Below are 23986 nucleotides of genomic sequence, written 5' to 3'. Positions count from 1 at the left end.
ACATGCAGCGACCGCGCGTTCTCGTCGTCGGGGCCGGCCCCGTGGGGATGGTGCTCGCCGCCGAGCTCCTGCGCCACGGGGTGCGAGCCGACATCATCTCCAAGCTCCGCAGGCAGAGCCCGCACTCCCGGGCCACCATCCTGTGGCCGCGCATCCTCGAACTGCTGGACCGGATCGGCGTGGGCCGGAAGCTGGTCGAAGGCGGGCACTACTTCGACCAGATGAACTATTACTCGAACAAGAAAATGATCGGCCTGGTCCGCTTCGACCGGCTGCGGGGTGTCGGTTATCCCTTCGCCATCACCATCCCGCAGTGGCGCACCGAGGCCATCCTGGAAGAGCATCTGTCCGAGCTCGGCGGCCGCATCGACTACGACCACACGTTCCTCGACGGCACCCGGCACCCGCACGCGGTGAACTGCCGGCTCCGCCTGCCCGACGGCACCGAGGAGACCCGTACCTACGATTACGTGGTTGGAGCCGACGGTTACAACAGCGTCGTGCGCGAGGCGTTCGGCTTCCGGTTCGCGGGTCGCACCCTCAGAACCCGGCTGGCCATCACCGACGCCGAGATCCTGGGTGAGACCACCAGCAGCGAGGCGGCGTACTACCTGACCCGGACCGGCAACATGGTGCTGGCGCCGCTCGGCGACGGCATCTTCCGCGTCGGCGCCAGCGTGCCCGAGGACTACACCGGGGACACACCCGACCGCGCGTTCTTCGAGAAACTGCTCGCCGAACGCGTCCCCGGGGCGCGGCGGCTCGGCGAGATGCGCTTCAGCGGAGTCTTCACCGCGCACGTCCGCTCCGCGAGCACGTACGGCAGCGACCGCGTCTTCCTGGCCGGCGACTCGGCGCACGCCATGAGCCCGTCCGGTGCGCAGGGCCTGAACACCGGCATCCAGGACGCGGTCAATCTAGGCTGGAAGCTGGCCGGCGTGGTGCGTGGCGACTACCGCCCCGAACTGCTCGACAGTTACGACACCGAGCGCCGGCCGGCCGTCGACCAGGTGGCCACGCTGTCCACCCGGCTCGCCCGGATCGGGCTGTACTCCACCCGGCACCAGACTCTGGCGCGTGACGCCGTCTACCGGCTCGGCACGGCGACGCAGACCCTGGAGAAGGTCCTCGCGCCCAGGCTCGCCCAGATCGACACCCACTACGGGCCACGGCCGAGGCGGCGCACCCTGGTGCCGGGCGAACGGCTGCCGCTGGGCTGGCGCGAGTCCAGCACCCAGCCCGTGCTCGCCGTGGACCGCTTCACGGTCCTGTTGTGGCCGGGACTGGAGTACCGCCACGAGCACTGGACGCAGCTCGTCGACGCGCTGCGTGCCAAGGTGTCCGGCGCCGCGCTCACCGACCTCGGCGGCCGGCCGCCCGGCTCGCTGCTCGGCAAACTGCCGCGCGAGGCGCAGGCGTTGGTGGTCCGGCCCGACGGCCACGTGGACGCCCTCGTCCCGTTGGACACTCGCTCCGCCGAGACCTGCGTGCACACGGTCACCCGGGCCCTCGCCCGCCATGTGCACGAGACCGCAGCGGCGGACCTCACCCCCGTATCCGCATGACCCCTTCATCCCCTCCACGACACAAGGAGCCCGGCATGTCCTCCCGCGTCACCCTCACCGAAGTCGCCGACATGACGCCCGAGCAGCGCGCGGTGTATGAGAAGTTCGAGTCCAACCTGACGCGTGCGCTGCTGTTGACCAAGAACTCGGCCGCCGCCCACCTCGCGCTCGGCGCCACCTTCACCGTCGGGCTGCTGAGCCTGCTGGACCGCGAGGTGATCGTGCTGCGCGTGGCCAGACTGCGGGACAGCGAGTTCGAGCGCCTGCTGCACTACCCGCTGGCCAGGAAGGCCGGTCTGGACGACACCGAGATCAAGGCGATCGAGGACGCCTTGTACGACGAGATGCCGGCCGAGCGCGCCGCGCTGGTCCGCTACGTCACGGACTGCATGGTCGACCACAAGGCGAGCGAGGAAGCGTACCGGGAGCTGCGCACGTACTACTCCCAGAATGAGATCGCCGAGGTGACCCACCTCGCCGGCCACAGTGCCATGACCGCCATGTACCTGGCCAGCCTGGACATCCCACTCGACGAGTCCGACGCCTCCTGGGACCGGCTGACCGAGGTGCGGGACAAGGTCAAGGGCTGAGGCGACGACGTGCGGTATGTGCGACTGGGCTCCTCCGGCCTGAAGGTGTCCCGCCTTGCGCTGGGCTGCATGAGCTACGGCGAACCCGGCCTCGGCACCCATCCGTGGTCGTTGCCCGAAGAGGAGGGCCTGCCCTTCCTCGCGCAGGCCCTCGACCTCGGCGTCAATTTCTTCGACACCGCGAACATCTACTCCCTCGGAACCAGCGAGGAGTTCCTCGGCCGTGCGCTGAAGAAACTTACCCGTCGCGAAGATGTGGTCGTCGCGACGAAGGTGTACGAGAAGCTCGACGCCAAGCCGCTGTCGGGCGGCCTGTCCCGCTCGGCCATCATGCGCGAGCTCGACGCCAGCCTGCGCCGCTTGGACACCGACTACATCGACCTCTACATCATCCACCGCTGGGACTACGAGACGCCCATCGAGGAGACGATGGAGGCGCTGCACGACGTGGTGCGCGCCGGCAAGGTCCGCTACATCGGCGCCTCGTCCATGCACACCTGGCAGTTCGTGAAGGCGCAGTACGTCGCCGATCTGCACGGCTGGACCCGGTTCGTGAGCATGCAGAACCACTACAACCTCATCAACCGTGAGGAAGAGCGGGAAATGCTGCCGTACTGCCTGGCCGAGGGCGTCGGCGTCACCCCGTGGAGCCCGTTGGCCCGTGGCCGGCTCGCGCGGGACTGGGGGACGGAATCGTCGCGCACGGCGGGCGACCCGATCCAGGACAGGTTCTACGGCCCGACCGAGCAGGCCGACCGTGCGGTGGCCCGGGTGGTCGCGCAGATCGCCGCCGAGCGGGGCGTCCCCATGGCGCAGGTGGCCCTGGCCTGGCTGCTGCGGCAGCCGGCGGTCACCGCACCCGTCGTCGGTGCGACGAAGCCGCATCACCTCCGGGACGCGGTGGCCGCCTTGGAGCTGGAGCTGGAGGACGCCGAAGTGGCCCGGCTCGAGGCGCCCTATGTGCCGCACGCCGTCGTGGAATACGTCTGACAGGCAGATGGAGAAACCGTGGGAATAGCCGACTACGCCCTGGCCATGCCAAGTGGCAAACGCAGCGTCGACGAAGTCAGCCGGGAGTCCGGGTACGGCCTGGAAAAGCTGGGGCAGATCCTGCCGTCGGGGAAGTTCTCCGTGCTGGCCGAGGGCGAGACCGCCTGGGGTCTGGGACGGGATGCCGCGGCCCGGCTGCTGGACCGCAGCCCGGTGCCGCTGGACGAGATCGGTCTCGTCCTCTACGCGGGATCCAGCGAATGGGGTACACCGTTCTGGTCGCCCGCGGCCAAGATCGCAGCCGAGCTGGGGATCAGGCAGGCGCACTGCTACGAGGTCTCCAACTTCTGCAATGCCGGCATGGTGGCCGTACAGCTGGCCGATGACCAGGTCCGGGCGGGTACGCACAAGTACGCGCTGGTGGTCATCGCGGACCGGCTCAGCGAACTCGTCGAGTACGGCACCGGCTACATCGAGCTGTTCAACTTCGCGGACGGCGCGGCCGCTGTACTGCTCACCGCGGACGCCACGACCACCCGGTACGAGGTGCTGGGCGGGTCCCACCACACCGACCCACAGTGGGTGGACTCCTACTACGGCGAGATCAAGGACGGCGAGGTCAAGGTCGAACGGGGCGAGAAACTGGACGGCCTCGGCGAGGCGTTCCTGGACAACTTCACGACCCTGACGCATAAGGTTCTCGCCGACATCGGCGGCGAGGTGGCCGACGTGGCGTACTTCCTCGTCACGCATGGCAACCAGGACACCCACCGCAAGTACCTGGCCGCGCTCGGTGTGGACGCCTCCCGCAGTGTCTTCCAGTACGAGCGCGACGGTCACCTGGGCGGCGTCGATCCGCTCCAGGCCCTGGAGGAGCTGGAGCGGGAGAACCGGATCAGCTCGGGTGACCTCGTGATCGTCGCGACGGCCGGGTCGGGCTTCACCTGGGGCGTCACGGCGCTCCGGCGGACCTGACCACCTGCCCCCACCGAACGACCGCACCCCGGCCCGCTTGAGCCGGGGTGCGGTCGTTTCGCAGGTCAGCCGTGGTGCACCGAGTTCAGATCCACCGTGAGCAGCCGCAGCGCCGCCTCGTGCGGGGAGTCCGGCTCCGCGTGGTAGAACTTCAGGATGTTGCCGTCCTGGAGCTCCGCCGACTGGTACATCAACTCCAGTTCGCCGACCACCGGATGGTCGAACAGTTTGGTGCCCTCGACGCAGTTCGACACCCGCTGACGGCACCACAACTCGGCGAACTCCTCGCTTCGCATGGTGAGCTCACCTATCAGCTCGGCCAACTGCGGATCGTGCCGGTGGCTTCCGGAGATGAACCGCAGATACGTCACGTTCGACTCCGACTCCGTGGCCCAGTCCGCGTAGAGCGCGCGGACCTCGTCATCGAGGAAGTTCATCTTGATGACGTTCGGCCGCTGATCGGGGTCCTCGGGAGCCCGGAAGCCGAGGTGCGGTGCGAACAACCGGTGGTACAGGGAGTTCCAGCTGAGGATGTCGCAGCGGTAGTTCAGCACGGCCGCCACCACGTTATCGAGCGAGGTGACCAGCATCCTCGTGTACGGGCTGACCTGGTCCAGGCGCGGCGCCGGCTCGTGCGGGTCCGGCACCGGCGTACCGATCTTGAGCAGGTAGTCCCGCTCGTCGGAGCTCAGTCGCAGGGCACGGGCGATGGAGAGCAGGACCTGCGGCGAGGCGTGCGCGGTCTGCGACTGCTCCAGCCGTGTGTAGTACGTCTGGCTCACCCCCGCGAGCGCGGCCACCTCCTCGCGCCGCAGCCCCGGAACCCGCCGGGAGCCACTGGACCGCAGTCCCATCTGCTCGGGCCGGATGCGTTCGCGCATCTGCCGCAGGTAGCTGCCGAGATCCGTGTTCACGATGTGCTCCACCCTTTCGATTATGAAGTGCCCTACGGGGTCGGCAATGCCGCTCGGTACCGGGTGAGGTATGCCACGGCGGCCGGGAAGACGGGACGGGGGGGGAACCGTCTTCCCGGCCGCGGGCCGCTGCCCGGGCCTCAGCCCGGCAGGGCCGTCCTGCGGCGCAGGGCCGCCCACAGCAGCAGGCCGATCACGACCTGGCAGCCGCCGGCGACGCCGATCGCGGTGTGGATGCCCTCCAGTTCCTCCGCGACGGTCACCGTGCCGTGCCCGATGACAGCCGCGAACACCGCGCTGATCAGCGGGATGCCGATGGCGATGCCGACCTGCTGGCTCTGGGTGGCCATGCCGGTCGCCATGCCCTGCATGTCGGAATCGATGGAGGAGGTGGCGATCACCATGAAGGACAGTGCCGCCGTCATGGAGAAGAAGGCGTTCACGAACTGGGTGGCGATCAACGGGATCAGCCAGCGCGAGTCAGCCGTCGCCCACAGCGCGGGCAGCATGAACGCGCCCTGGAGGAACAAGGAGACCCCGAGCATGGTGCGCGGCCGGACGCGCTGGAGGATGCGCGGACCGACGGTGCCCGCGATGATCTGGCCCACGCCGATACCGAGCAGCACCAGACCGGCGACGAGGGACGAGAGTCCGAGCACGTCCTGGACGTACAGGCCGGTGAAGAAGATCAGCGCGGTCTCGCCGCCGAAGATGAACAGGGCGGCCAGGTTACCGAAGGCGATGTCGGGCTTCTTCAGAACCCGCACGGGCACCAGGGCGTCGGTGGTGCGGCTCTCCACGGCCCAGAAGACGCCCATCAGGGCGGCGGCGACGATCAGGGTCCCGCCGGCGATGATGTCGAAGCCTTCCTCGCCGACCCGGGTGACGCCGTAGATCCCGGAGAACAAGCCAAGGGTGATGAGCAGGGCTCCGGGCAGGTCGACGCGGGTGCGCTGCTCGGCACGGCTCTCATCGACGACCAGCGGCACGACCAGGATCGCCGCGATGGCCACGGGGATGTTGATGAAGAACGCCCAGCGCCAGGAAAACATGTCCGTGAGGAAACCGCCGAGGATGGCGCCGACGCTGAAGCCGGAGCTCATCATCACGCTATTCAGGCCGAGCGCGCGGGTGCGCAGGGCGGGTTCGGTGAAGGCGGTGGTGAGCAGGGCGAGCGCGGCGGGCGTGACGGCGGCGGTCGACAGGCCCTGGAGGGTACGGGCGACCAGCAGCATCGTGGGGGACTCCGCGATTCCACCGACGAGGGACGAGACGGCGAGGACGGCCATTCCGGCGGTGAAGATGCGCCGGCGTCCCACATAGTCGCCCACGCGCCCGAAGACCAGGGTGCATCCGGCGGCGCACAGAGCGAACGTCGTGGTGATCCACTGGAGGCCGCCGGTGGAGAACCCGAGGGCGGTGCCCACCTCGGGCAGCGCGACATTCAGGACGGAGAAGTCGGCGGCCATCATGAACTGCGAGGCCAGGAGCACCACCAAGGCGGCGATCTGGCGCCCGGTCATCCGAACACGGCCTGACTGCGCGACTGCGGCACTCGTGGTGGTATCAGCGGTGGTCATGCCCTCAGCCTCGGATGCGCGGGTCCGCCCAGCCAGATCCCCCTTGACGGCAGTCCTGCGGAGACTGTCACCGGCAGTGCCACCTTCAGCGTCAGCCGCGCAGGTCCGCCGCGGCCGGGGCCAAGGGCCGCGGCGGAACTGTGTGCTCCCCCGAAGCCGCCGCTGACCAGGCATCCGACCGAGCCGGGCCGAGCACAGCGCTCGTTCGCGCGGGTACGCGGGGCCAGGCGGTGTCGTCCGTCCACGATGCCGTCTGACCACCCCGGTCAACACCGCGCTTCGCGAGGTGATGGAGAACCGGCGGCGGGCCTTGGCGCTCACCCGCCTGCGGGCGTCGGCGGAAGAGGGCGCTTCGATCTCGACCTCTTCGAGGACAAGGGAAACTCCGCCGATGAACGCCGCACAGTACCTGATCGACACCTCGCATGTGGTGTCGAAATACCGAGGGGGCCCGACGGAGAGGGCCCACGTGAGTACTCGTGCTGGACGGAAAACCCGGCCGAGCAGGGCCCGCCGGCACTGCTGGCGTCGTCCGACGCCTACTCCGCCACCCAGACGGACCGTTGGTTAACGGTCGCACTCCGCATGATCCCGGCACTGGACTCGGACGCCTCGCCGAAGCCTAGGAATGGGTGTATGTAGGCGGAATTGACACCAGACGAGCCCTGCTACGCACCGAGCTATACACGGTGTCACGGACTCGTACCAGCACCCGCATCACCTCGACGATCCGACCAGTGCTCTTCCTGCCCCTCGCACACCGTCAGGACACCGAACTCCCGGCACGCGTGTACAACTTACGCCCCACCCGCCAGAGTGAGTTGCAACTTTTTCTGCAGGTTCAAGCCCGCGCACCGGTGCGCGGACGCACGCCGCCTCTGCGACGCGCTCGCGGCTGCGGACATGAAGGTGGGAGACACCCAGGTCTTACGAGCCCTTACGAGTCCTACCCTTACATGCCAACTCCAACTCGGCGACAAGCTCAGACACTGAGGAACTGGGATTCGGCGGTTTGTGATTAACCTGAATATCGTCACACTTTGCAGCCCTCAGCTTGGCTTCAACATATTTTCCATAAGGGAAATTAGAGGGCAAGATTTTGCCTGAGATGGCATATTTTTTAAGCTTCTCCGCGAGCGCGTGGGCGGTGACCCACGCGGTGCATTCCTCGAAATGCCAAAGTAGCCAAATCTCGAAGCATGGACTACTTACAGCAATATCTAGCCCTTTTTGAGAGGCTAGCTTGCACGCGGCAGGAAGGGTTGCATGGGCATCCACATCGACCACGCACCAGACAGAGTCAAACGCATCACCGCTCTGGGCCTCTCGGCTACGGCGCTGATCGGCTTCACGAACGACACTCAAGGGGTCTCGGCCAGTCCCGATGGGCTTGATTGATATCACATGCACCGCTTGAGCATTGAGGTGCGACGCCAGGCCTTCGAAGTATTGAGGCTCAGTCTTGACCCCTTCCGCGACGATCAGAATCTTCTTGTTCACCTGTCTCTTGCCGCGGGACTTAGATATCCGTTGCGAACCTCTAACCTGACGGCGACTCACTCATGATCTCCTACAACCAAGGAAGCACGCAGATCCTCCCAGGAGACGGCAGGTACCGCCCCGTAGCGCCCGCTTAGGTAGCGGCGCTCCAGGTTATGATCAGCCTTGACTGGAAAGTCCGTCAAGGGGAAGTACTCAGATGCCCCGTCAACACCCTTCTCCGCGAACCAGACGTCCTCCTTTCCCAAGGCACCTCCGGCCAGGTGGCCCATAAGTGACGTGTCATGCGAGGCGAAAATCAACTGGGCGCCCTTAGTATTGATCTCTGTATCCCTGAAGAGAGAGATGAAGGCAGCAGTGAGGCGAGGATGCAAGCTAGCGTCGATCTCATCGACGACGAAGACTTGACCGTTATCGATAGCTCGTATCGCCGGGATTGCGAGCGACAGCCAAGCTACCGTCCCACTACTTTCGCTCTCAATGTCAAGAACATAATTCTTTCCTCCGTCCCCGCCTTTGTGCCAGAACTTGATTTTACGCTGCTGATCCGCAAGGAACGACTCTAGGAAATCATCCTTAGCGACTCGAGCATTCGGGAACGTATCGAACACCTGCTCGGCGACAGTGGTGAACATTTTCCGCATCTCAGGGGAAAGTTCTACATCTTCGACTGCCAGCCGGGAAATGCCGAGGTCCGCGAACTTCAATAGGCTTTCAGCTTTCTGTCGAACTGAGTCGCTTTCCATCCACTTCTTAATCGCGCTAATTCTCCCCTGCTGTTGAGTTTCCGAGTAAGCCGCATACTGGATGTGTCGAGTAAGTCGGCGGTGCACGCGTTTCGCTTCGGCATGATTCAACTTAGCGGCTACCGACAAGAAAAGGTTTTTCGGTCCCGTCATGCGGGAGATGCGAACGTTCTCTCCCTTCAAGAATCGACCGAAAGTGTAAGCCCCGGGTTCGGGGCCCGATCGTTCGAAAAGAACCCTGCGTCGTCCTTCAGGGAAGGTTGCGAGCCACTCTGCCTTTACTCCCTCAACATCGCTCTCAAACCCGTACTCATACCTGATTTCGTCAAGCGTGAAGTCGAATTCGTAGGCCGATGTTTGATGTGCGCAGAGACTATCCAAGATGAATGGGTGATACGGAAATTTTTCTTCCTCACCCCAAGCGGCAGATTTCCTGATGGCGTCAAGGGCGAAATGAATCGCATGGAGCAAGTTCGTCTTTCCAGATGCGTTAGACCCGAAAATGCCTACGATTCGGTTCGTCACAGACTTCCAGTCGCCGTCAGCCGGCCTCACGCCCTCGAAGCTCGACTTCGTCAGTACTAGCTCAGTGGAGTCTCGGATCGATCGATGGTTGGTCACACGGAACCTGAGTAGCATGATCACATCACCCGTTGAGTGCAGTTTCGGAGTCTCTGAGGATGTTTTCCATCCCTAGCCGTGTTGAAACTGTACCCATGCGGTACGTGCTGAGCCAGACTCATCAGCCGGGCTCGGCTCACAGCGGGGGTCTCGCGTGAAACAACTGTGGCAGCAGACGGCACCTGGGGGCGGCTGTCTGAGGACATGACGACCCGATTTAACGATCGGAAGCTGCGGTCGACGTCAGTGACGGCACCGACCAGTCAGGCCCCGTGGCCGCTCCTCTCGGCAACGGCCGAAAGCTGACCCTCTGGCGGCGCACTCAAAAGTGAGCCGCTTGGTGATCTTCGTCTGACTCTGACATTGGTGATGAAGGTCAGGAGGAAGGGTGACCTCATGGAGGACTGGGCAGAGATGCATCGCCTGCACCGGGCGGATCAGATGCCGATCCGGGCGGTCGCCCGGCACCTGGGCATCTCGAAGAAGGCGGGGCCGGCCGCGCGGCTTCGGTCACCGCGCTTCCCGCCCGGGGTCCCGTGCCGGGGAGCGTTCCACGGGCGCCGGGCCGATCGCGGCCCGGATCCGGTCGACGTCCCCGCGCTCGGCCGCGGGCAGTGGGGCACCGAGCCGTTCCCTGACCGCGGTGGCCGCGTCGAGCAGCCGTACCGCGCCTCGGCGGTTGCCCGCCAGGGCGCGAGCACCCGCCAGCCCTTCCAGAGCCAGGGCCACCGCGCGGGGATCACCGGTGCGCCGGGCCGTGGCCAGGCCGTCGCGGTGCAGGGCCAGGGCGGCCGGGGCGTCACCGCGCAGTTCGGCGATGAAGCCCAGCTCCGCCAGGATCAACGCGGTCCCGTGATCGCTGTCCAGCCGGCGGTTCCACTCCAGCCAGCCGGTCAGGTACGCCTCGGCCTCGTCGAGGCGGCCACGTCGGCGAGCCACCAGGCCGAGACCGACCTCGGCGATCTCCTGACCGGGACGGTCACCGTGGCGGACGGCGAGAGCACGGGCCCGCTCGTGGAACCGCTCCGCCTGACCGTGGTCACCGGACAGCAGGGCGACCCTGCCCAGTTCGACGAGTCGCCGTACGGCCTCCGTCCACATCCCGAGCTCCTCGCTGATCTCCAGCCCCTCGCGGTGGTGCGCCGAGGCCCGCTCGTAGTCCCCGGTGATCTCCGCGAGCGCGCCGAGCACGGCCGCGGCCTGCACCTGGCCCCAGCCGTCACCCAGGTCCCGGAAGACCCTCAGCGCCTCCTCGCTGTCGGCCCGGGCCGCGGCCAGGCCGCCGCGCACCTGCCGCAGTACGCCCCGCGTGCTGAGCGCCGCGGCGGTGACCCACCGGTCACCGAGCTCGGCGGCGCCCGTCAGGACCCCCTCGATCAGCCTCTCGCTCTCCGCCGGGTCACCGATCCGGCACGCCGCGAACCCCAGGACCCACAGGGCCCGTACCCGCTCTTCCCGGTCGTCGAAGGCGTCCGCGACGTCGAGGGCGTCCGCGATCGGGCCGAGCCGCGCGCCGGATCCCCGCTCCCCGCTCAGCATGGCGAAGGCGGCCAGCCACGCCTCGGTGGTGGTGTGCGCGGCCCGCCGTGCGGAGCGGTCCGCCGGGAGGGCCACGGCGGCGGTCAGGGAGCGGACGGCCTCGCCGGTCCGTCCGCGCAGGAACCAGTACCAGGACAGAGCCCGGGTCAGCCGCAGCGCCTCGTCGGGCATCGCGTTCCGTACGCAATGGTCCAGGAGCGCGCGGAAGTTCGCCGCCTCCGGGTCGAGCCGCCGCAGCCAGTGGCGCTGCCGCGCGCCCCGCAGCCCGTCCTGGGACCGCACGGCCAGGTCCGTGTAGTAGCGGACGTGGGCGCGGCGCACGGCCGCCGTCTCGCCCGCCTCGTCGAGCTTTTCGAGGCAGTACGCGGCCACCGACTCGAGCAGGCGGTACCGCGGGCCGTGCTCGCCGTGGGTGACGGAGACCAGGGAGCGGTCCACCAGCCGGGCGAGCAGGTCGAGGACCTCCGCGGGCTTCACACCGCCTCCCGGGCACACCGCCTCGGCGGCTTCGAGCGTGCAGCCTTCGGCGTGTACGGCCAGCCTGCGCAGGACGGTCCGTTCGGCCGCCGTCAGGAGCTCCCAGCTCCAGTCGATCATCGCCCGCAGGGTCCGCTGGCGGGTCGGCGCGTCCCGGCGTCCCGTGGTGAGCAGGTGAAACCGGTCGTCGAGCCGCCGGGCCAACTGCTCGACGCCCAGAGCCCGTATGCGGGTGGCAGCCAGTTCGACGGCCAGCGGGATGCCGTCCAGACGCCGGCAGATCGAGGCGACGGCCGGGGAGTTGCCGTCGGTCAGGACGAAGCCGGGTGACGCGTCGGCGGCTCTGGCCGCGAAGAGGCGGAGGGCGTCCGGCTCGTCGAGGGGCTCGACCGTCCACAGCCGTTCGCCCGCGATCCCCAGCGGTTCCTGGCTGGTGGCCAGGATCCGGATGCCCGGAGCACCGCGCAGCAGCGTCTCGGCGAGCCTGGCGGCGGCCTCGATGACGTGTTCGCAGTTGTCCAGGAGAAGCAGGAGACGCTTGTCGCGCAGTGCCTCGGTCAGGCGCTCGGTCGTGTCCGTGCCGGGGGTTCCGGTGTCGTCGCGGATGCCCAGGGCCGTGGCGGCTGCCTCGGCCAGCTCGTCGGCCGTGCACCGCGGGCCGGGCTCCCCGGCCCGGCCGCGGCCCGCCAGCTCCACCAGCCAGGAGCCGTCGGGCAGGCCCGTGATGACGCGGGTCGCCGTCTCCAGCGCCAGTCGGGTCTTGCCCACGCCTCCGGGGCCGGTCAGGGTCACCAGCCGGCCGGTGGACAGCAGCTCCCCGATCCCGGTGACCTCCTTCTCACGGCCGATGAGGGGGGTGGCGGGCACGGGGAGGTTCGTCCGCGGGCGCGGGCCGGCGGCGGGCTCGTCGTCCCCCCGGCCGGCGGGTGCGGCGATCGCGGCGCCGACGGCCCTCAGCTCGGGTTCGTGGCGCAGTATCTCCTCGTACAGGCCGGTCAGGGCGGGCCCGGGGTCCAGGCCGAGCTCCTCGGCGAGCAGCCGGCGCAGCTCGTGGTAGGAGTCCAGCGCCTCGCTCGGCCGGCCCGCCCGGTACAGGGCGCGCATGTGGGCCGCGCGCAGCCGCTCGCGGAGCGGGTGCCGTCCCAGCGGGCCGGTCAGCTCGGCTGCCACAACCGCGTGCTCGCCCAGCTCCAGGCGCGTCTCGGCGTGTTCCTCCACAGCGGCCAGCCGTTGCTCTTCGAGGCGGGTGACGGCCTCCCGTACGAACGGCTCGTCGCGGAAGTCGGCGTACGCGGGCCCCCGCCACAGGTCCAGGGCCTCGGTCAGCAGCGCGGCCCGGTGGTGTGGTTCCGGGGTGGTCCGCGCCCGTGCGGTCAGGGCCGTGAACCGTGCCGCGTCCACCGCCTCCGGCTCCACACGCAGCACGTAACCCGGCGCCCGGTACGACACCAGGTCACGGCCGCCACCGCCCGCCGCCAGCGCGCGGCGCAGCCGGGAGACCCGGGTCTGCACCGCACCCGTCCGGTCGGCGGGCGGGCGGCCGTCCCACAGATCCTCGGCGAGGGTGTCCGCCGGTACGACGCGCCCCGGTTCGACCAGGAGCCCGGCCAGCAGGGCCCGCACCTTCCGCTCCGGCACCGGCACCGGCTCGCCGTCGTCCGTCCACACGGCCAGCGGCCCCAGTACTCCGAAACGCATGCGGCGAGCGTAACCCGGTCCCGCACCGGCCTACGGGCCGTCAGGTCGGGCCGGGAGCAGCGGACGCCAGCAGCCCGTCGGAAGTCCGTCAGAAGTCCGTCGGAACTTCTCCAGCGCGCGAGGCCATCGTGATCCCCGTCCGCACGGTCCGCAGGAAAGAGGCAGGGATCATGAACACGTACACGGGCAAGAAGGCCGTCATCACCGGTGGTACGCACGGCATGGGGCTGGCGATCGCCAAGGCGCTGCTCGACGGTGGCGCCGAGGTCGTCCTCACCGGACGCAACGAGAGGACGCTGGAGGAGGCGAGGACGGAACTGGCCTCCCGATCGGCCCACGTCGTCCGCTCCGACGCCGCCAGCCTGGCCGACATCGACGCGCTCGGCGCGCTCGTCGAGGAGCGGCTCGGCCGTGTCGACGCCCTCTTCGTCAACCACGGAACGGCGGAGTTCCAGACACTCCAGGAGGCCACGGAGGAGTCCTTCGACCGGCAGTTCACGGTCAACACCAAGGGGTCCTTCTTCACCGTCAAGCGACTGGCCCCGCTGCTGTCGGACGGTGGCTCGCTCGTCTTCACCACCGTCGCCAACGACGTCATCTTCCCCGGCCTCAGCGCCTACTCGGGGTCGAAGGAGGCGCTGCGGGCCATCGCCCAGGTGCTCGCCGCCGAACTGCTGCCCCGCCGCATCCGGGTGAACGCGGTGGCGCCCGGGTTCATCGAGACCCCGACCATGGGCGTCGTGGGCCTGACCGCCGAGCAGCGGGCCGCCTTCCTCAAGCAGGGCGAGACGAGCACGCCCTTGCGGCGCAACGGCACTGTCGGGGAAGTGGCGAAGGCCGCGCTCTTCCTGGCCTTCGAGGCCACCTTCACCACCGGTGTCGAACTGCCCGTCGACGGGGGGTGGGGACAGGGCCTCGTCGCTCCCGCGCACCAGGAGCCGGCGTCCTGACCCCCGGGCCGGCCCGTGGGCCGCGCGGGCCAGCCGTGGGCCGCGCGGGCCGCCGGGGCCGTGGCCGTCCCCGGCCCCCGCAGGCCATCGACAGGGTGGACGACGTCCCGGCGGCAGGCGGTCACTCCCGCCACCGCCTGTTCCGGTGGCCGTCGGCACCGGGTGCGTTCCGAGGAAACCGGGTCGCGGCCGCGGGCGGCCCGCGACCCGGTTACAACCCTCGCCGCCCGTCACGAGTCAAAGACGCCGCGATGAGGTGAGGGGCCGGCCTCGGCCAACCGGGCCGCGGCGGATGGCATACGATCCGCATGCCCCTCATAAAGATCACATAAGAGGATGTACACGCCATGGCAGTCCGCGCCCCCTATCGTTCCCTTCGCGGCATATCCGCCGTTGCCGCCCTGCTCGCGATCGGCGCGACGGGATGCTCGGACGTCACCGACGCCGTCGACAGCGCCAAGGACGGCGCGAAGAAGGTGGCCCGTCAGCGCTCGGTGTTCTCGCTGGACATCGGTGACTGCTACAACCCGACCGGCAAGGCCGAGGGGACGGCGTACACCGTCGAGATCGTGCCCTGCGAGGAGGCGCACGCGGGCCAGGTCGTCGGCGAATTCGCGATCGACGAGGGCAAGGAGTTCCCCGGCGACGACGGTATCTCGGCGATCGCGGACACCCGTTGCCCGGTCGAGGCGCAGAAGTACGCCCCGGACACCTGGGCGCTCCCCAAGGGCGCCACCCTCTTCTACTACACCCCGACCAAGGAGAGCTGGACGACGGGCGACCGCGCGGTGAGCTGCACCTACACCGCGGAGAAGGGCACGCTCAGCGGCACGCTGGACACCGCCAAGTCCCTCAAGCCCGAGCAGCTCACGTACCTCAACGGTTCGAACGCTGTCTACGAGGCCCTGTGGGCGAACCAGCCCGAGAAGGAGACCGTCGAGGACGACCTGGCTGGTTACAAGGCGCAGGCCAAGGCCGTCAGCGCCGCCCTCGACGCCCACGTCAAGGGGCTGAAGGGCATCGAGGGCACGGAGGTCGGCAAGCTCCGCTCGACGCTGACGAAGGCGGCCGGCGACTGGAAGAAGGCCGCGAACGCCGCCGACGCCGACGCGTTCTACCTCGCCTACGACCCGGCGTTCACCGGCATCGACCCGAACAAGTCGGTGGCCGCCCGCAAGGAACTGGGCCTGGCCACCACCGTCCCGGCCGACGAGGCCGAGGTCTGGGCGGCCTGACACCCGCCGGATCGGGCCCGAGCGGCTCTCCTCTCCCGCCCCATGACCGAAGGCCCAGGTCGGACGACCTGGGCCTTACGTGTCGTCAATCCAGGTCGGCGACCTGGGAGGGCGTACCGCCGAAGGGCCGGGTGCCTCGCGATCCGGTCAGCCCGGTCACCTCGTCTGTCCGTTCGGGTGGATCCAGCGGCGGACACATTCCATCGGGGGAGGTTCGTGGTCGATGGCGTCACCGAAGCCGAGGGGCGGGCGCTGGTCGCCGTCCGGCGACGGCTCACCTGTCTCAGCCGACGCCCGGGACGTGGTCACGGCAGGATGTTCGTTCCGTTGAAGCGGAGAAGCAGCGCCAGGTCCCGGATGTCGTCGTGCTGGGTGGCCCACAGCAGGAACCGCTCGACGCCCAGGCCGAATCCGGAGGTACGCAGGGGATGCCGGGCGTTCATGGTCACGTACCAGTCGTACGCGTCTTCGGGGACCTCGTGCAGCGCGAGCGCGCGTCGCAGATCGGTGACATCGGTGTGGCGCTCACCGGCGCCCACCGTCTCCCCGATGCCGAAGAGCAGATCCGCGCTCAGTGCCTTGGCCGGGTCGTCCGGGGAGAACGCCTGGTAGAAGGGCACGCTGAGGTGGTCCGGATGCGTCAGCCAGACGTAACCGCCGAACTTGTCCATGAGCAGGCGCTCACCCTTGCGGGTCAGGCTGCGGCACTGCGGCTCCAGCACGTTGACCGTGTCGGGCTCGCCCGCGAGCAGGTCGACCGCCTCGTCGAAGGAGACCCTGGGGAGTGCGCCGCTGCCCGCCAGTATCTCCAGGTGCTCCACGGTCCCGGCCATCTCGGAGACGATCTGCCGACCGTGGAGGAGAAGGGAGGAGGCGAGGTGCCTCAGGTACTCCTCGACGACGGCCATGACGTCCTCGAGCCCGCCCGCGATCTCCGCCTCGCTGTGGAAGAACTGGCACAGGTGCGTCTGGTCCGCCGCCTCGCCGCGGAAGGACGGCATGAGGTAGTACGCCCCCTCGGGCGCGAGCCGGCAGCCGAACTCGAGCATGAACTGCATCGAGTCCGCCAGGTAGGTGTGCACGCCCTCCAGTTCCACTTCCACCGGTGAGCTGTCGCTGCCGCGGCCCATCGGGCTGGAGATGGAGCCCGTGGTGATCGGCAGGTGCAGGTTGCGCGCGCCCTTGGCGGTCCAGAACTCCGTCGTGGAGCGCGTCACGATGTCCTGGAGCACGGTCAGGGACCGGTACCAGGGGTCCTCCAGAACGGCCAGGTAATGCTTCTCCGGGCGGGTCCACGAGCGTGGAGCCTTGATGGTTTCCCCGGACGCGATGGGCATGATTCTCCTCCGTCGTTTCCTGCGTGATGACGTGCTCTTGCCGTCGAGATCCGCCAGTCCCATACTTTTTCGCCGCCCTGGGGCCGGTCCAGGTTTCGGCGGTGCGGGCGGTCGCCATGACGTGTCGCCGCCACCCGCGGCCCCCTTCTCACATGGTGGGAACAGCGGCGGGGGGCTTCATGGCCACAGCAGCGCCAAACAGTCGGCCAGCAGGCGCGTGGACTGCGGCGAGTGATCGCCGGCGGCCGGCCCCGACCGCAGCCGGCGGGCCATGTCCCGGTACGACGACACACGCAGCTCGCCCGGGGAAGGCACGGGATACAGCACCGTTCGAGAGGCGTCCTCGACCCACAGCCCGCGGCCTTGCAGGTGTACGGACCGCTCGGTGTCCGTCAGCCTGAGTTGGACGCTGCCGACCACGGACCGGATCGTGACCGCCAGCGACAGCCGGGCCCCGCTGGCGAACTCCACGGAGCCGGCGGCCACCCCGGCCTCGAAGCCCTCGGCCCGCGCCGTCACCGGCTTGCCGAAGAGCTGGCAGACGAGGTCGAGGTAGGGGCTGACCGCGCCCAGGACGTCCTGCGGGACGGATCGGGCACGGGCGGGAGCCGCCCCTGGCCGTCGCCCCGGTCCGGGCGTCGGAGCCGGAACCGGCACATATTCGGAGACGAGCAGCCCGCCGCAGGCCAGCGTCGTCCAGGGCACTCGGGTGAGGGCTTGGTCGAGGGCCAGCAACCCGCGCAGCGGAAGCACCATACCGATGGCGGCCTTGCCCTCGGCGCCTCCCTCGTCGAGCTGGTCGAGTTCCGCGAGCGACAGCGGCGGCCCCTCTTCCAGCAGCACCGCCTTGCCGGCGGCACGGGCCGCCGAGCTGAGGGCCACCCGGTGCTCGGGCGGAACCGCGAGGACGACGAGCTCGATCTCCGGGCTGTCGAGAAGGTCGGCCCATTTCCGTGTGGCCTCCGGCGACGATCCCGGTGCCTCACTGACATCGCGTTCGGTGTACGCGGCGAAGAGTTCGCAGCGTCTCAGGGTGTCACGTGCCCGGTAAGCGGCGAGCCCGCCACCGACGACGGCCGTGTGAATAGCCATAGTTCGCTTCCGACGATCCGGTTGTTGTCCTCTAGACGGAGATCGCCACTCGTTGCCAGGTGGTCGCGCCGAACGCCGGCGACCGCACGCTCTCCACGGCACGCGGGCCTACGGCCTCGAACCAGGCCAGCAACGCGCCCAGGCCCTCCCTCAGGACGACCCGGGCGAGCACGGCGCCGAGGCAGTAGTGCTTGCCGAGTCCGAACGCCAGATGGCGTGGCCCCACCCGGCCGGGGTCGAACGTGTCCGGACGGTCGTAGACGGCTTCGTCCCGGTTGGCCGAGGCGATCACCAAGACGACACGCTGACCGGCGGGCACGTGGTGACCGCCGATCTCCACGGGGGCGGTGGTGGTGCGCGGCACGAAGTGGAACGGGGCGTCGTAGCGCAGGGCCTCCTCCACGACCGCGTCCACAGCGGTGGGTCCGGCAAAAGCCGCCCACTCTCGCGGGTCGCGGCGCAGCAGTACGTCCGCCGCCGTGGCGAGCGCGCTCGCCACCGGGTCGATGCCTCCCGTGAGCAACTGGGAGAAGAGAGCCAGCGCCTCGTCCGCGTCCAGCTTCGCCAGGCCGCGCAGAGGGACCAGGCGGTCGTCCGCGGTGGCCAGCAGCCGCGGGAGGACGACGTCCTGGAGGTAGCCGCGGAGTTCGTCGACGGCCGCCAGGGCGACACGGGCCCGTGCGGGGTCCGCCGTCGGCGTGCTCAGGAAACCGATGAGCTGGGCCGACCACTCACCGACCCGGTCCACGTCGCCGGGCGGCACGCCGAGCACGGCGCAGGTGAGCCGCGCGGCCAGGGGTGCGGCGAAGGCCTGGTGGAGGTCGGCCTCGCCCGGCCGGATCTCCCGGAGCAGTTCATGTGCGGTGTCGCGCACCCGGGACGCCCATGCCTCGGCGGTGCGGCGCGGGAAGGCGGGCGCCACCACCTCGCGCAGGCGGGTCTGGTGGGGCGGGTCGCTGAAGACCATCCAGGATTCGAAGAACGCGACCGCCCGCCTGATCTCGGGAAGGCCGGCGGGGTCCGGCCGTCCCGTGTAGTCGCCCGGCACGGCCGAGAGGGTCGGCTCGGTCAGCATGCGCGACACCAGGTCGTATGTGGTGACGTACCAGGAGTTGGTCGGCGGGTTCCAGTGGACGGGCTCCGTCGCGCGCATCCGGGCGAAGACGGGGTAGGGGTCGACAGCCGTCTCGGACGACACCAGTGCTGCCGGATCAAACACGGCGACGCCTCCTCTTCAGCCAGGACCTGACCAGGGGAGCGGCGCCGGCCAGCGCCCCCACGACCGCTAGCTGGCGCCCGGCCGGCGCGCTGCGTGTGCCGGCCGCCAGCAGCCGCCGGTACGCGCGCGAGGACGCGGCGGGTGCCGTGAAGAGCGGTACCGAGAACCAGGACAGATGCCAGAAGGAGATGTCCAGCGTGGCCTTGATCGCGCCGTGGAAGGCCGCCGAGGACAGCCCCAGCAGGGCCTTGCGCTTCCACAGCACGACGAGCGCGGGCGCGAAGGCGAGTTCGTAGAGCAGCGCGGCCGTGGACGCGGCGCGCGCCAGCTCCGGACTCATCGCCGACAGGCGTTTGCCCGTCGGTGTCCCCAGTTCCGCCCACGCTCCCCGCAGCGTCCGTCCCCGCGCCCACCTCCAGCCCACCGCGGTGAGCTTGGCCAGAGCGGATTGCAGGTACATGGTGGCGTAGTAGGCCTGCATGGCCGTGAGCAGGGCGGCGGCGTACTCCTCGTGCGGGTTCCGGCTACCGGGTTCGGCACTGTCGTCGAGAAGGGAGAGCAGGCCCAGGAACACGTTGAGGTGGCTGTTGTAGCTGTACAGGCTGTCGTCTAGGGCGACCACCCGTCGCTGGAGCAGCGCGAAGGAGGCGTTGGCGGTGATCTTGACGGCGGGGTGCTTGGCGCCGAGCATCCAGGCTCCGGTCGACGCGGCGGCGACGCAGCGCAGTGCCTCGTAAGCCAGGGGGTGGAGGGTCCAGCCGCTCCCCCGCTTGCCGGCGGCCTGGTCGACCAAGGGCTGGTAGTCGGCGAGGAACCGGCCCGGGGGGAGGTGCCACACCGTGCGCAGTACCGCGGCTCCTGTGGTGAGACGGCACAGAAGCAACCGGTCCGCCGCTCCCTGCTGGCCCAGTCCAGCCGACGTCACGGCCGTGAGCCAGTGACCGGCGAGCCGGGTCACCGGTTCGCGGGCGGCGGGCTCGGAACGCCCCATAGTGGGTTCCCCTACCTTTCCTGTAGATGCCATCGGATGTCCTTGTCCGCGGCGATGCCGCGCGGATCGTGGCGGTGGAGCAGCCGTACCGAGCACACCGAGGTGCGGTCGAAGGCGTCGCAGGTGTCGTCGACCTCGACCAGATAGAAGTCGAGGGCCTGGAAGGGGGCCGCCGTCGGGGACCGCGGGGCGGCCCGCACCTCGTCGAAGTCGTCCCAGGGGGTCTCGTTGATCAGCGCGAGTGTCCGCTCACAGAACCTCGTGCGCAGCTCCCGGTCCTCCGTGACGAAGAAGAGCTTGTTCAGGATGGAGATGACCCGGAAGAACTCCACCGGAAGCAGACACCACGGGTCGGTCGGCCCGACGACGCCTCCGTCCGCGTCGTGGAGCACGATCCTCATCTGGTGCCGACGCTCCGGCAGGTCGTAGTTGAACATGTTGTAGGCGCAGAACGGCCAGGTGTTGCGGTCGCGGAAGGTGTGCCAGAACTGGACTGCCAGGTAGCCGGCCGCCACCGTCACAACGGTGCGCGCGGAGCGCTGGATGGTCATGCTCGCCTCCGGGCGGCGGCCGAACCGGGGCGGTGTGCCGCCCCTGGCTCGGCCGTCCGCCGACGTTCGTCCGGGTCAGGAAGCGTCCGCGGTGACGGCCGCGACGATCCCGTCCCGGGTCACGTGCCGCTCCGCGCCGGAGGCCATGCACCTGACGGTGGCCTCTCCGGTGTCCAGGACCGAGACGAGTCGGGCCACTTCGGCCTCCTCGGCGATGCCGAGGGCCTTGGCCCCGTCCACCGGGTCGAAGACGGCCTGGACCGACAGCCCCGCGTCCCGCAGCCGGCGCACGGTCTCCAGCACGGTCTGCGCGTCCCCGCCCTCGTGCCGGACGACCGTCACCGCGTCCCGGCGCAGGCCGCGCTGCTTGCGCACGCCGTCCTCGCGCAGCAGCCCCATCAGCCGTGCGAGGCCCACGGACATCCCCACCCCGGGATAACTCCTGCCGTTGACGTGCTTGAGCAGGTCCTCGTAGCGGCCGCCGGCGCCGATCGCGCCCCAGTGCTCGCGTCCGGTGGCGAACGTCTCGAAGACCGTTCCCGTGTAGTAGTCGTGTCCCCGGGTGATGGAGAAGTCCAGGACCAGGTGGTCTTCGGGCATGCCCAGGTCGTGGGCCGCCCGGATCACGGTGTCCAGCTCGTCCACGCCCACGAGCTCCGCACCGCGCAGCTTGAGCAGGTCACGGGCGTCGGACAAGGTGGGCGAGGCGACCAGCCGGCCGAGGTCCGCGGCCACGTGCTCGGGTATCCCCGACGCCGCCAGCTGCTGGACGGTCTGCTCCACCGGCTGCCGGTTGCCCTTGTCGAGGATCTGCACGATCGCGCGGGCCCGGTGCACCCGTACGCCGTGGCTGTCCAGCAGCGCGGCGAGCACCTTGCGGTTGGAGATGTGGACCGTGAAGCCGTCGACGCCGATGTTCTGAAAGGCGCCGACCAGGGCATTGGCGATCTCCGCGTCGTAGAGCAGGCTGAGCTCACCCTGCCCGATGACGTCCACGTCACACTGGTAGAACTCGCGCCAGTGCGTGGCGGTGGGCATCTGCTCGGCCCGCCACACCTTGTTGATCTGATAGCAGTGCAGCGGGAAGGACAGGCGCGCGGAGTGCTCGGCGATGAAGCGGGATACGGGCACCGTCAGGTCGTAGCGCAGGGCCAGATTGGCTCCGGTGTACGACTCGGGAGGCTCCTGCACGGTGAAGGCGAACTCGGGGATGCCCCCGTCCAGGTACTGGGCGCCGCCGGCTACGAGAACCTCCTGGCGCTGGATGCAGGCCGAGTCGAGCGGGCGGAAGCCCCGTGCCTCGAAGCCCCGGCCGATCGTACGGATGACGTCCTGCTCGAACATCACATCCGCGGGCAGCGACTCGGGGAATCCCGGCATGGAGATGTCGAGCTGCCTGGCCGCGGTTTCCTCGCGTCCTTGTGTGGTGATGCTCATCGATTGATCCAATCTTGTCTGCGGGACGGCTCCACCGGCCCGTCCCGGGTACGGCTCTTCCGACGTCAGACGGGCCCATCCCTTGCCGCGCGGGCTGTAGCCGCCCATCAGGCGGCCGGGCCCAAGAGGGTGAGGCGCGGGTCCTCCCCCTCCGCGCAGAGCAGGCGTGCCCTCGCGCCCACCGGTACGGTCGCCATGGGGGTCGAGTGACCGAACGCGTAGCCCGCCGCGATCGGCAGGTGCGCGGGCACGATGTCCCGCAGGACCTGGTCGTAGTCGGTGAACCCGCTCAGGCACGGTCGCGGACTGCCGATCCGGCCCACCAGCACGCCCACCGCCCGGTCGAAGACCCCGGCCTGCCGCAACTGCGCGAGGCGGGCGGCGAACTCGTCCGGGGCGACGCCCTCACTCTCCAGGAAGACCAGGCCGTCCGGTGCCGGGTCGGCGTACGGCGTACCGAGGGTGAGCGACAGCACGGCCAGCGAGCCGCCCCAGAGGACGCCCTCGGCCTCCGTCACGCCCGCGCGCACCGTACGGAGCCGCTCGCCGCCCGCGCGGGGCGCGCGCGGGCGGTCGTCCTCCTTGTCCCACCAGAGCATCTCGTCCGACCAGGCGCCGGGATCGGTGAGGACACGGCGAGCCCAGCGTCCGTCCAGACCGGTGACGGCGCGGAACTCCGCCCTGGTGTACTCCCAGGCGCCCGCCGCCTCGCCCCACTCGGAGATCACCATCGGTCCGTGGAAGGCCACCAGGCCGGTACGCCGGGCGGTGGTGTTCAGCAGCGAGGTGAGGTCGCTGTACCCGATCAGCGGCTTGCGGGCATCACCCACCAGCTGCCAGTCGATGTACGGGAGTACGTTGATCAGCGTCCAGCCTCCGACGGCGGCGACGACGCCGTCGCACGCGGGGTCCTCGAGCGCCCGGTGCAGTTCTGCGGCCAGTGCGGCGGGGTCTGCCGTCGACACCCCGTCGGCTGCGGCGCAGGAAGGCAGCGGGCGTACCGTGAACCCTTCCTCCCGCAGCGCCCGCACCCCCCGGGCGAACCGCCTGGGAAAGGCGACGGGCGCCGGTGAACTGGGGGCCCACACCGCGACGGTCGCGTCCTTGGTCAGGGCGTGCGGCCACGTGGTCATGAGCGGTCCTTACAGCGCGGTGGAGGTGAACAGCTCGGGCTCGACGTCCGTCGGCTCCTTGCGGACCAGCAGCGTGGTGAAGCCCATGTGACTGAGGTTCACGCGGAACAGCTGCATCTGCTCGCGGTACCGCTTGCCCAGCAGCTCGCGTGCGTCATCGTCCAGCTGGTCCAGGTGCGGCCGGCGCAGGATGTCGTCCACGAACCGGTCGACCTCATCGGCCGGGACCGCGTCGAAGCGGTAGTCCTGGAGCCAGTACTCGTGCCGGTCGGCACCAACGAAGAAGTCGATCCAGAAGTCGCGGTAGAGGGGTGTGATGTCGACCTGGATGGCCGCGCGCACGTCGGCCACCAGCTGGTCGGAGGGGACGTCGATGTAGTACATCGGGATCGCGCCGATGAAGCCGCCGGTCTTGAGGACCCGCGTGTACTCGGTGAGGGCCTTGTCACGGTCCGGGATGAGGGAGGTGACGTTTCCGCAGAAGACCATGTCGAAGTGCCCGGACGGATAACCGGTGTCGGTGGCGTCCTTGCGCTCGAAGGTGATGAGGTGGGCGACACCGGCCGCCTCGGCCCGGCGGCGGGCCTCGACCAGGCTCTCCTCGTTGATGTCGATCGCGGTGATGCGGCAGCCGACGAGCTTGGCCAGCTCCACCGCGGTGATGCCCGTGCTGGTGCCGATCTCCAGCACGTGCGAGTCCCGGGAGAGGAAGCCGTGCCGCGCGATCTGAGCGATGCTGCGCATACCGCCCGGCGGACGGTTGGTCTCCCGGACCACGCCGATCAGCTGGTTGTAGTCCATCTTCTCGATCTCGTTGACGCTGAACATGCGCTGTTCTCCTTCTCT

At 69.1% G+C, this 23986-nt stretch carries 19 protein-coding genes and 1 pseudogene; 7 read left to right on the top strand and 13 right to left on the bottom strand.

Going from position 1 to position 23986, the window contains the following annotated elements:
- Positions 1-2 precede the first annotated feature (2 nt).
- The 4 genes from AB0L74_RS07015 to AB0L74_RS07000 are packed head-to-tail and all read left to right on the top strand — an operon-like array spanning position 3 to position 4120.
- Positions 3-1565 (top strand): FAD-dependent monooxygenase, encoded by a 1563-nt coding sequence (locus AB0L74_RS07015; protein WP_365646543.1) that lies wholly within the window; start codon positions 3-5, stop codon positions 1563-1565.
- Between the two features lie 35 nt (positions 1566-1600).
- Positions 1601-2155: a carboxymuconolactone decarboxylase family protein gene (locus AB0L74_RS07010; protein ID WP_365646540.1), complete on the top strand. Its 555-nt coding sequence runs from the start codon at positions 1601-1603 to the stop codon at positions 2153-2155.
- Between the two features lie 9 nt (positions 2156-2164).
- Positions 2165-3145, top strand: a complete 981-nt coding sequence (locus tag AB0L74_RS07005) for an aldo/keto reductase (RefSeq protein ID WP_365646537.1) — start codon at positions 2165-2167, stop codon at positions 3143-3145.
- Between the two features lie 18 nt (positions 3146-3163).
- Positions 3164-4120, top strand: a complete 957-nt coding sequence (locus AB0L74_RS07000) for a ketoacyl-ACP synthase III family protein (protein WP_365646534.1) — start codon at positions 3164-3166, stop codon at positions 4118-4120.
- Between the two features lie 65 nt (positions 4121-4185).
- Here the strand turns inward: AB0L74_RS07000 and AB0L74_RS06995 are convergent, their stop codons facing one another.
- Both AB0L74_RS06995 and AB0L74_RS06990 read right to left on the bottom strand, forming a co-directional pair.
- Entirely contained in the window at positions 4186-5046 is an 861-nt protein-coding gene (locus AB0L74_RS06995) for a helix-turn-helix transcriptional regulator (RefSeq protein ID WP_365646531.1), read from the bottom strand.
- Between the two features lie 128 nt (positions 5047-5174).
- A complete protein-coding gene (locus AB0L74_RS06990) occupies positions 5175-6557 on the bottom strand; it encodes an MFS transporter (protein WP_365646528.1) in 1383 nt (460 codons plus the stop codon).
- Positions 6558-6873: 316 nt separating this feature from the next.
- Here AB0L74_RS06990 and AB0L74_RS06985 point away from each other — a divergent pair.
- Positions 6874-6998, top strand: a pseudogene (locus AB0L74_RS06985) (type II toxin-antitoxin system VapB family antitoxin); the annotation flags it as partial.
- Between the two features lie 543 nt (positions 6999-7541).
- Here AB0L74_RS06985 and AB0L74_RS06980 read toward each other — a convergent pair.
- The 3 genes from AB0L74_RS06980 to AB0L74_RS06970 form a co-directional block, all read right to left on the bottom strand.
- Positions 7542-8114 (bottom strand): RloB family protein, encoded by a 573-nt coding sequence (locus tag AB0L74_RS06980; protein WP_365646526.1) that lies wholly within the window; start codon positions 8112-8114, stop codon positions 7542-7544.
- A 56-nt stretch (positions 8115-8170) separates the two neighbouring features.
- A complete protein-coding gene (locus AB0L74_RS06975) occupies positions 8171-9481 on the bottom strand; it encodes an ATP-binding protein (RefSeq protein WP_365646523.1) in 1311 nt (436 codons plus the stop codon).
- 510 nt (positions 9482-9991) lie between these two features.
- The gene (locus tag AB0L74_RS06970) at positions 9992-13195 is read right to left on the bottom strand and encodes a BTAD domain-containing putative transcriptional regulator (protein WP_365646520.1); all 3204 of its coding nucleotides are present in this window, start codon (positions 13193-13195) and stop codon (positions 9992-9994) included.
- 170 nt (positions 13196-13365) lie between these two features.
- On the opposite strand from AB0L74_RS06970, the gene AB0L74_RS06965 reads away from it, so the two are divergent.
- Together AB0L74_RS06965 and AB0L74_RS06960 are read left to right on the top strand one after the other, a co-directional pair.
- Positions 13366-14145, top strand: coding sequence for an SDR family oxidoreductase (locus tag AB0L74_RS06965; RefSeq protein WP_365646518.1), 780 nt, complete (start codon positions 13366-13368; stop codon positions 14143-14145).
- A gap of 347 nt (positions 14146-14492) precedes the next feature.
- On the top strand, positions 14493-15380 hold the full coding sequence (locus tag AB0L74_RS06960; RefSeq protein ID WP_365646515.1) for a septum formation family protein: 888 nt from the start codon (positions 14493-14495) through the stop codon (positions 15378-15380).
- A gap of 305 nt (positions 15381-15685) precedes the next feature.
- Here the strand turns inward: AB0L74_RS06960 and AB0L74_RS06955 are convergent, their stop codons facing one another.
- The 8 genes from AB0L74_RS06955 to AB0L74_RS06920 all read right to left on the bottom strand — a co-directional run bounded on the left by AB0L74_RS06955 (position 15686) and on the right by AB0L74_RS06920 (position 23968).
- Complete coding sequence (locus AB0L74_RS06955) at positions 15686-16717, bottom strand: amino acid--tRNA ligase-related protein (RefSeq protein ID WP_365646513.1); 1032 nt, start codon at positions 16715-16717, stop codon at positions 15686-15688.
- A 177-nt stretch (positions 16718-16894) separates the two neighbouring features.
- Positions 16895-17809 carry a hypothetical protein gene (locus tag AB0L74_RS06950; RefSeq protein WP_365646510.1) on the bottom strand — a complete coding sequence of 305 codons (915 nt, stop codon included), beginning with the start codon at positions 17807-17809 and terminating at the stop codon, positions 16895-16897.
- Between the two features lie 31 nt (positions 17810-17840).
- Complete coding sequence (locus tag AB0L74_RS06945; RefSeq protein WP_365646507.1) at positions 17841-19028, bottom strand: cytochrome P450; 1188 nt, start codon at positions 19026-19028, stop codon at positions 17841-17843.
- Positions 19021-20019 (bottom strand): hypothetical protein, encoded by a 999-nt coding sequence (locus AB0L74_RS06940; protein ID WP_365646504.1) that lies wholly within the window; start codon positions 20017-20019, stop codon positions 19021-19023. The genes AB0L74_RS06945 and AB0L74_RS06940 overlap by 8 nt, the downstream gene beginning before the upstream one ends.
- An 11-nt stretch (positions 20020-20030) precedes the next feature.
- The gene (locus AB0L74_RS06935; protein WP_365646501.1) at positions 20031-20570 is read right to left on the bottom strand and encodes a hypothetical protein; all 540 of its coding nucleotides are present in this window, start codon (positions 20568-20570) and stop codon (positions 20031-20033) included.
- Positions 20571-20645: 75 nt separating this feature from the next.
- On the bottom strand, positions 20646-22007 hold the full coding sequence (locus AB0L74_RS06930; RefSeq protein ID WP_365646498.1) for a HisS family protein: 1362 nt from the start codon (positions 22005-22007) through the stop codon (positions 20646-20648).
- 107 nt (positions 22008-22114) lie between these two features.
- Positions 22115-23140 (bottom strand): S66 peptidase family protein, encoded by a 1026-nt coding sequence (locus tag AB0L74_RS06925; protein WP_365646495.1) that lies wholly within the window; start codon positions 23138-23140, stop codon positions 22115-22117.
- Between the two features lie 9 nt (positions 23141-23149).
- Positions 23150-23968 (bottom strand): class I SAM-dependent methyltransferase, encoded by an 819-nt coding sequence (locus AB0L74_RS06920; protein ID WP_365646492.1) that lies wholly within the window; start codon positions 23966-23968, stop codon positions 23150-23152.
- Positions 23969-23986: the final 18 nt, after the last annotated feature.

Source organism: Streptomyces sp. NPDC052020 (assembly GCF_040680575.1).
GTDB lineage: Bacteria > Actinomycetota > Actinomycetes > Streptomycetales > Streptomycetaceae > Streptomyces.
Note: the sequence above shows the minus strand (reverse complement) of the source record. Positions and strands in the feature narration are given on the sequence as shown.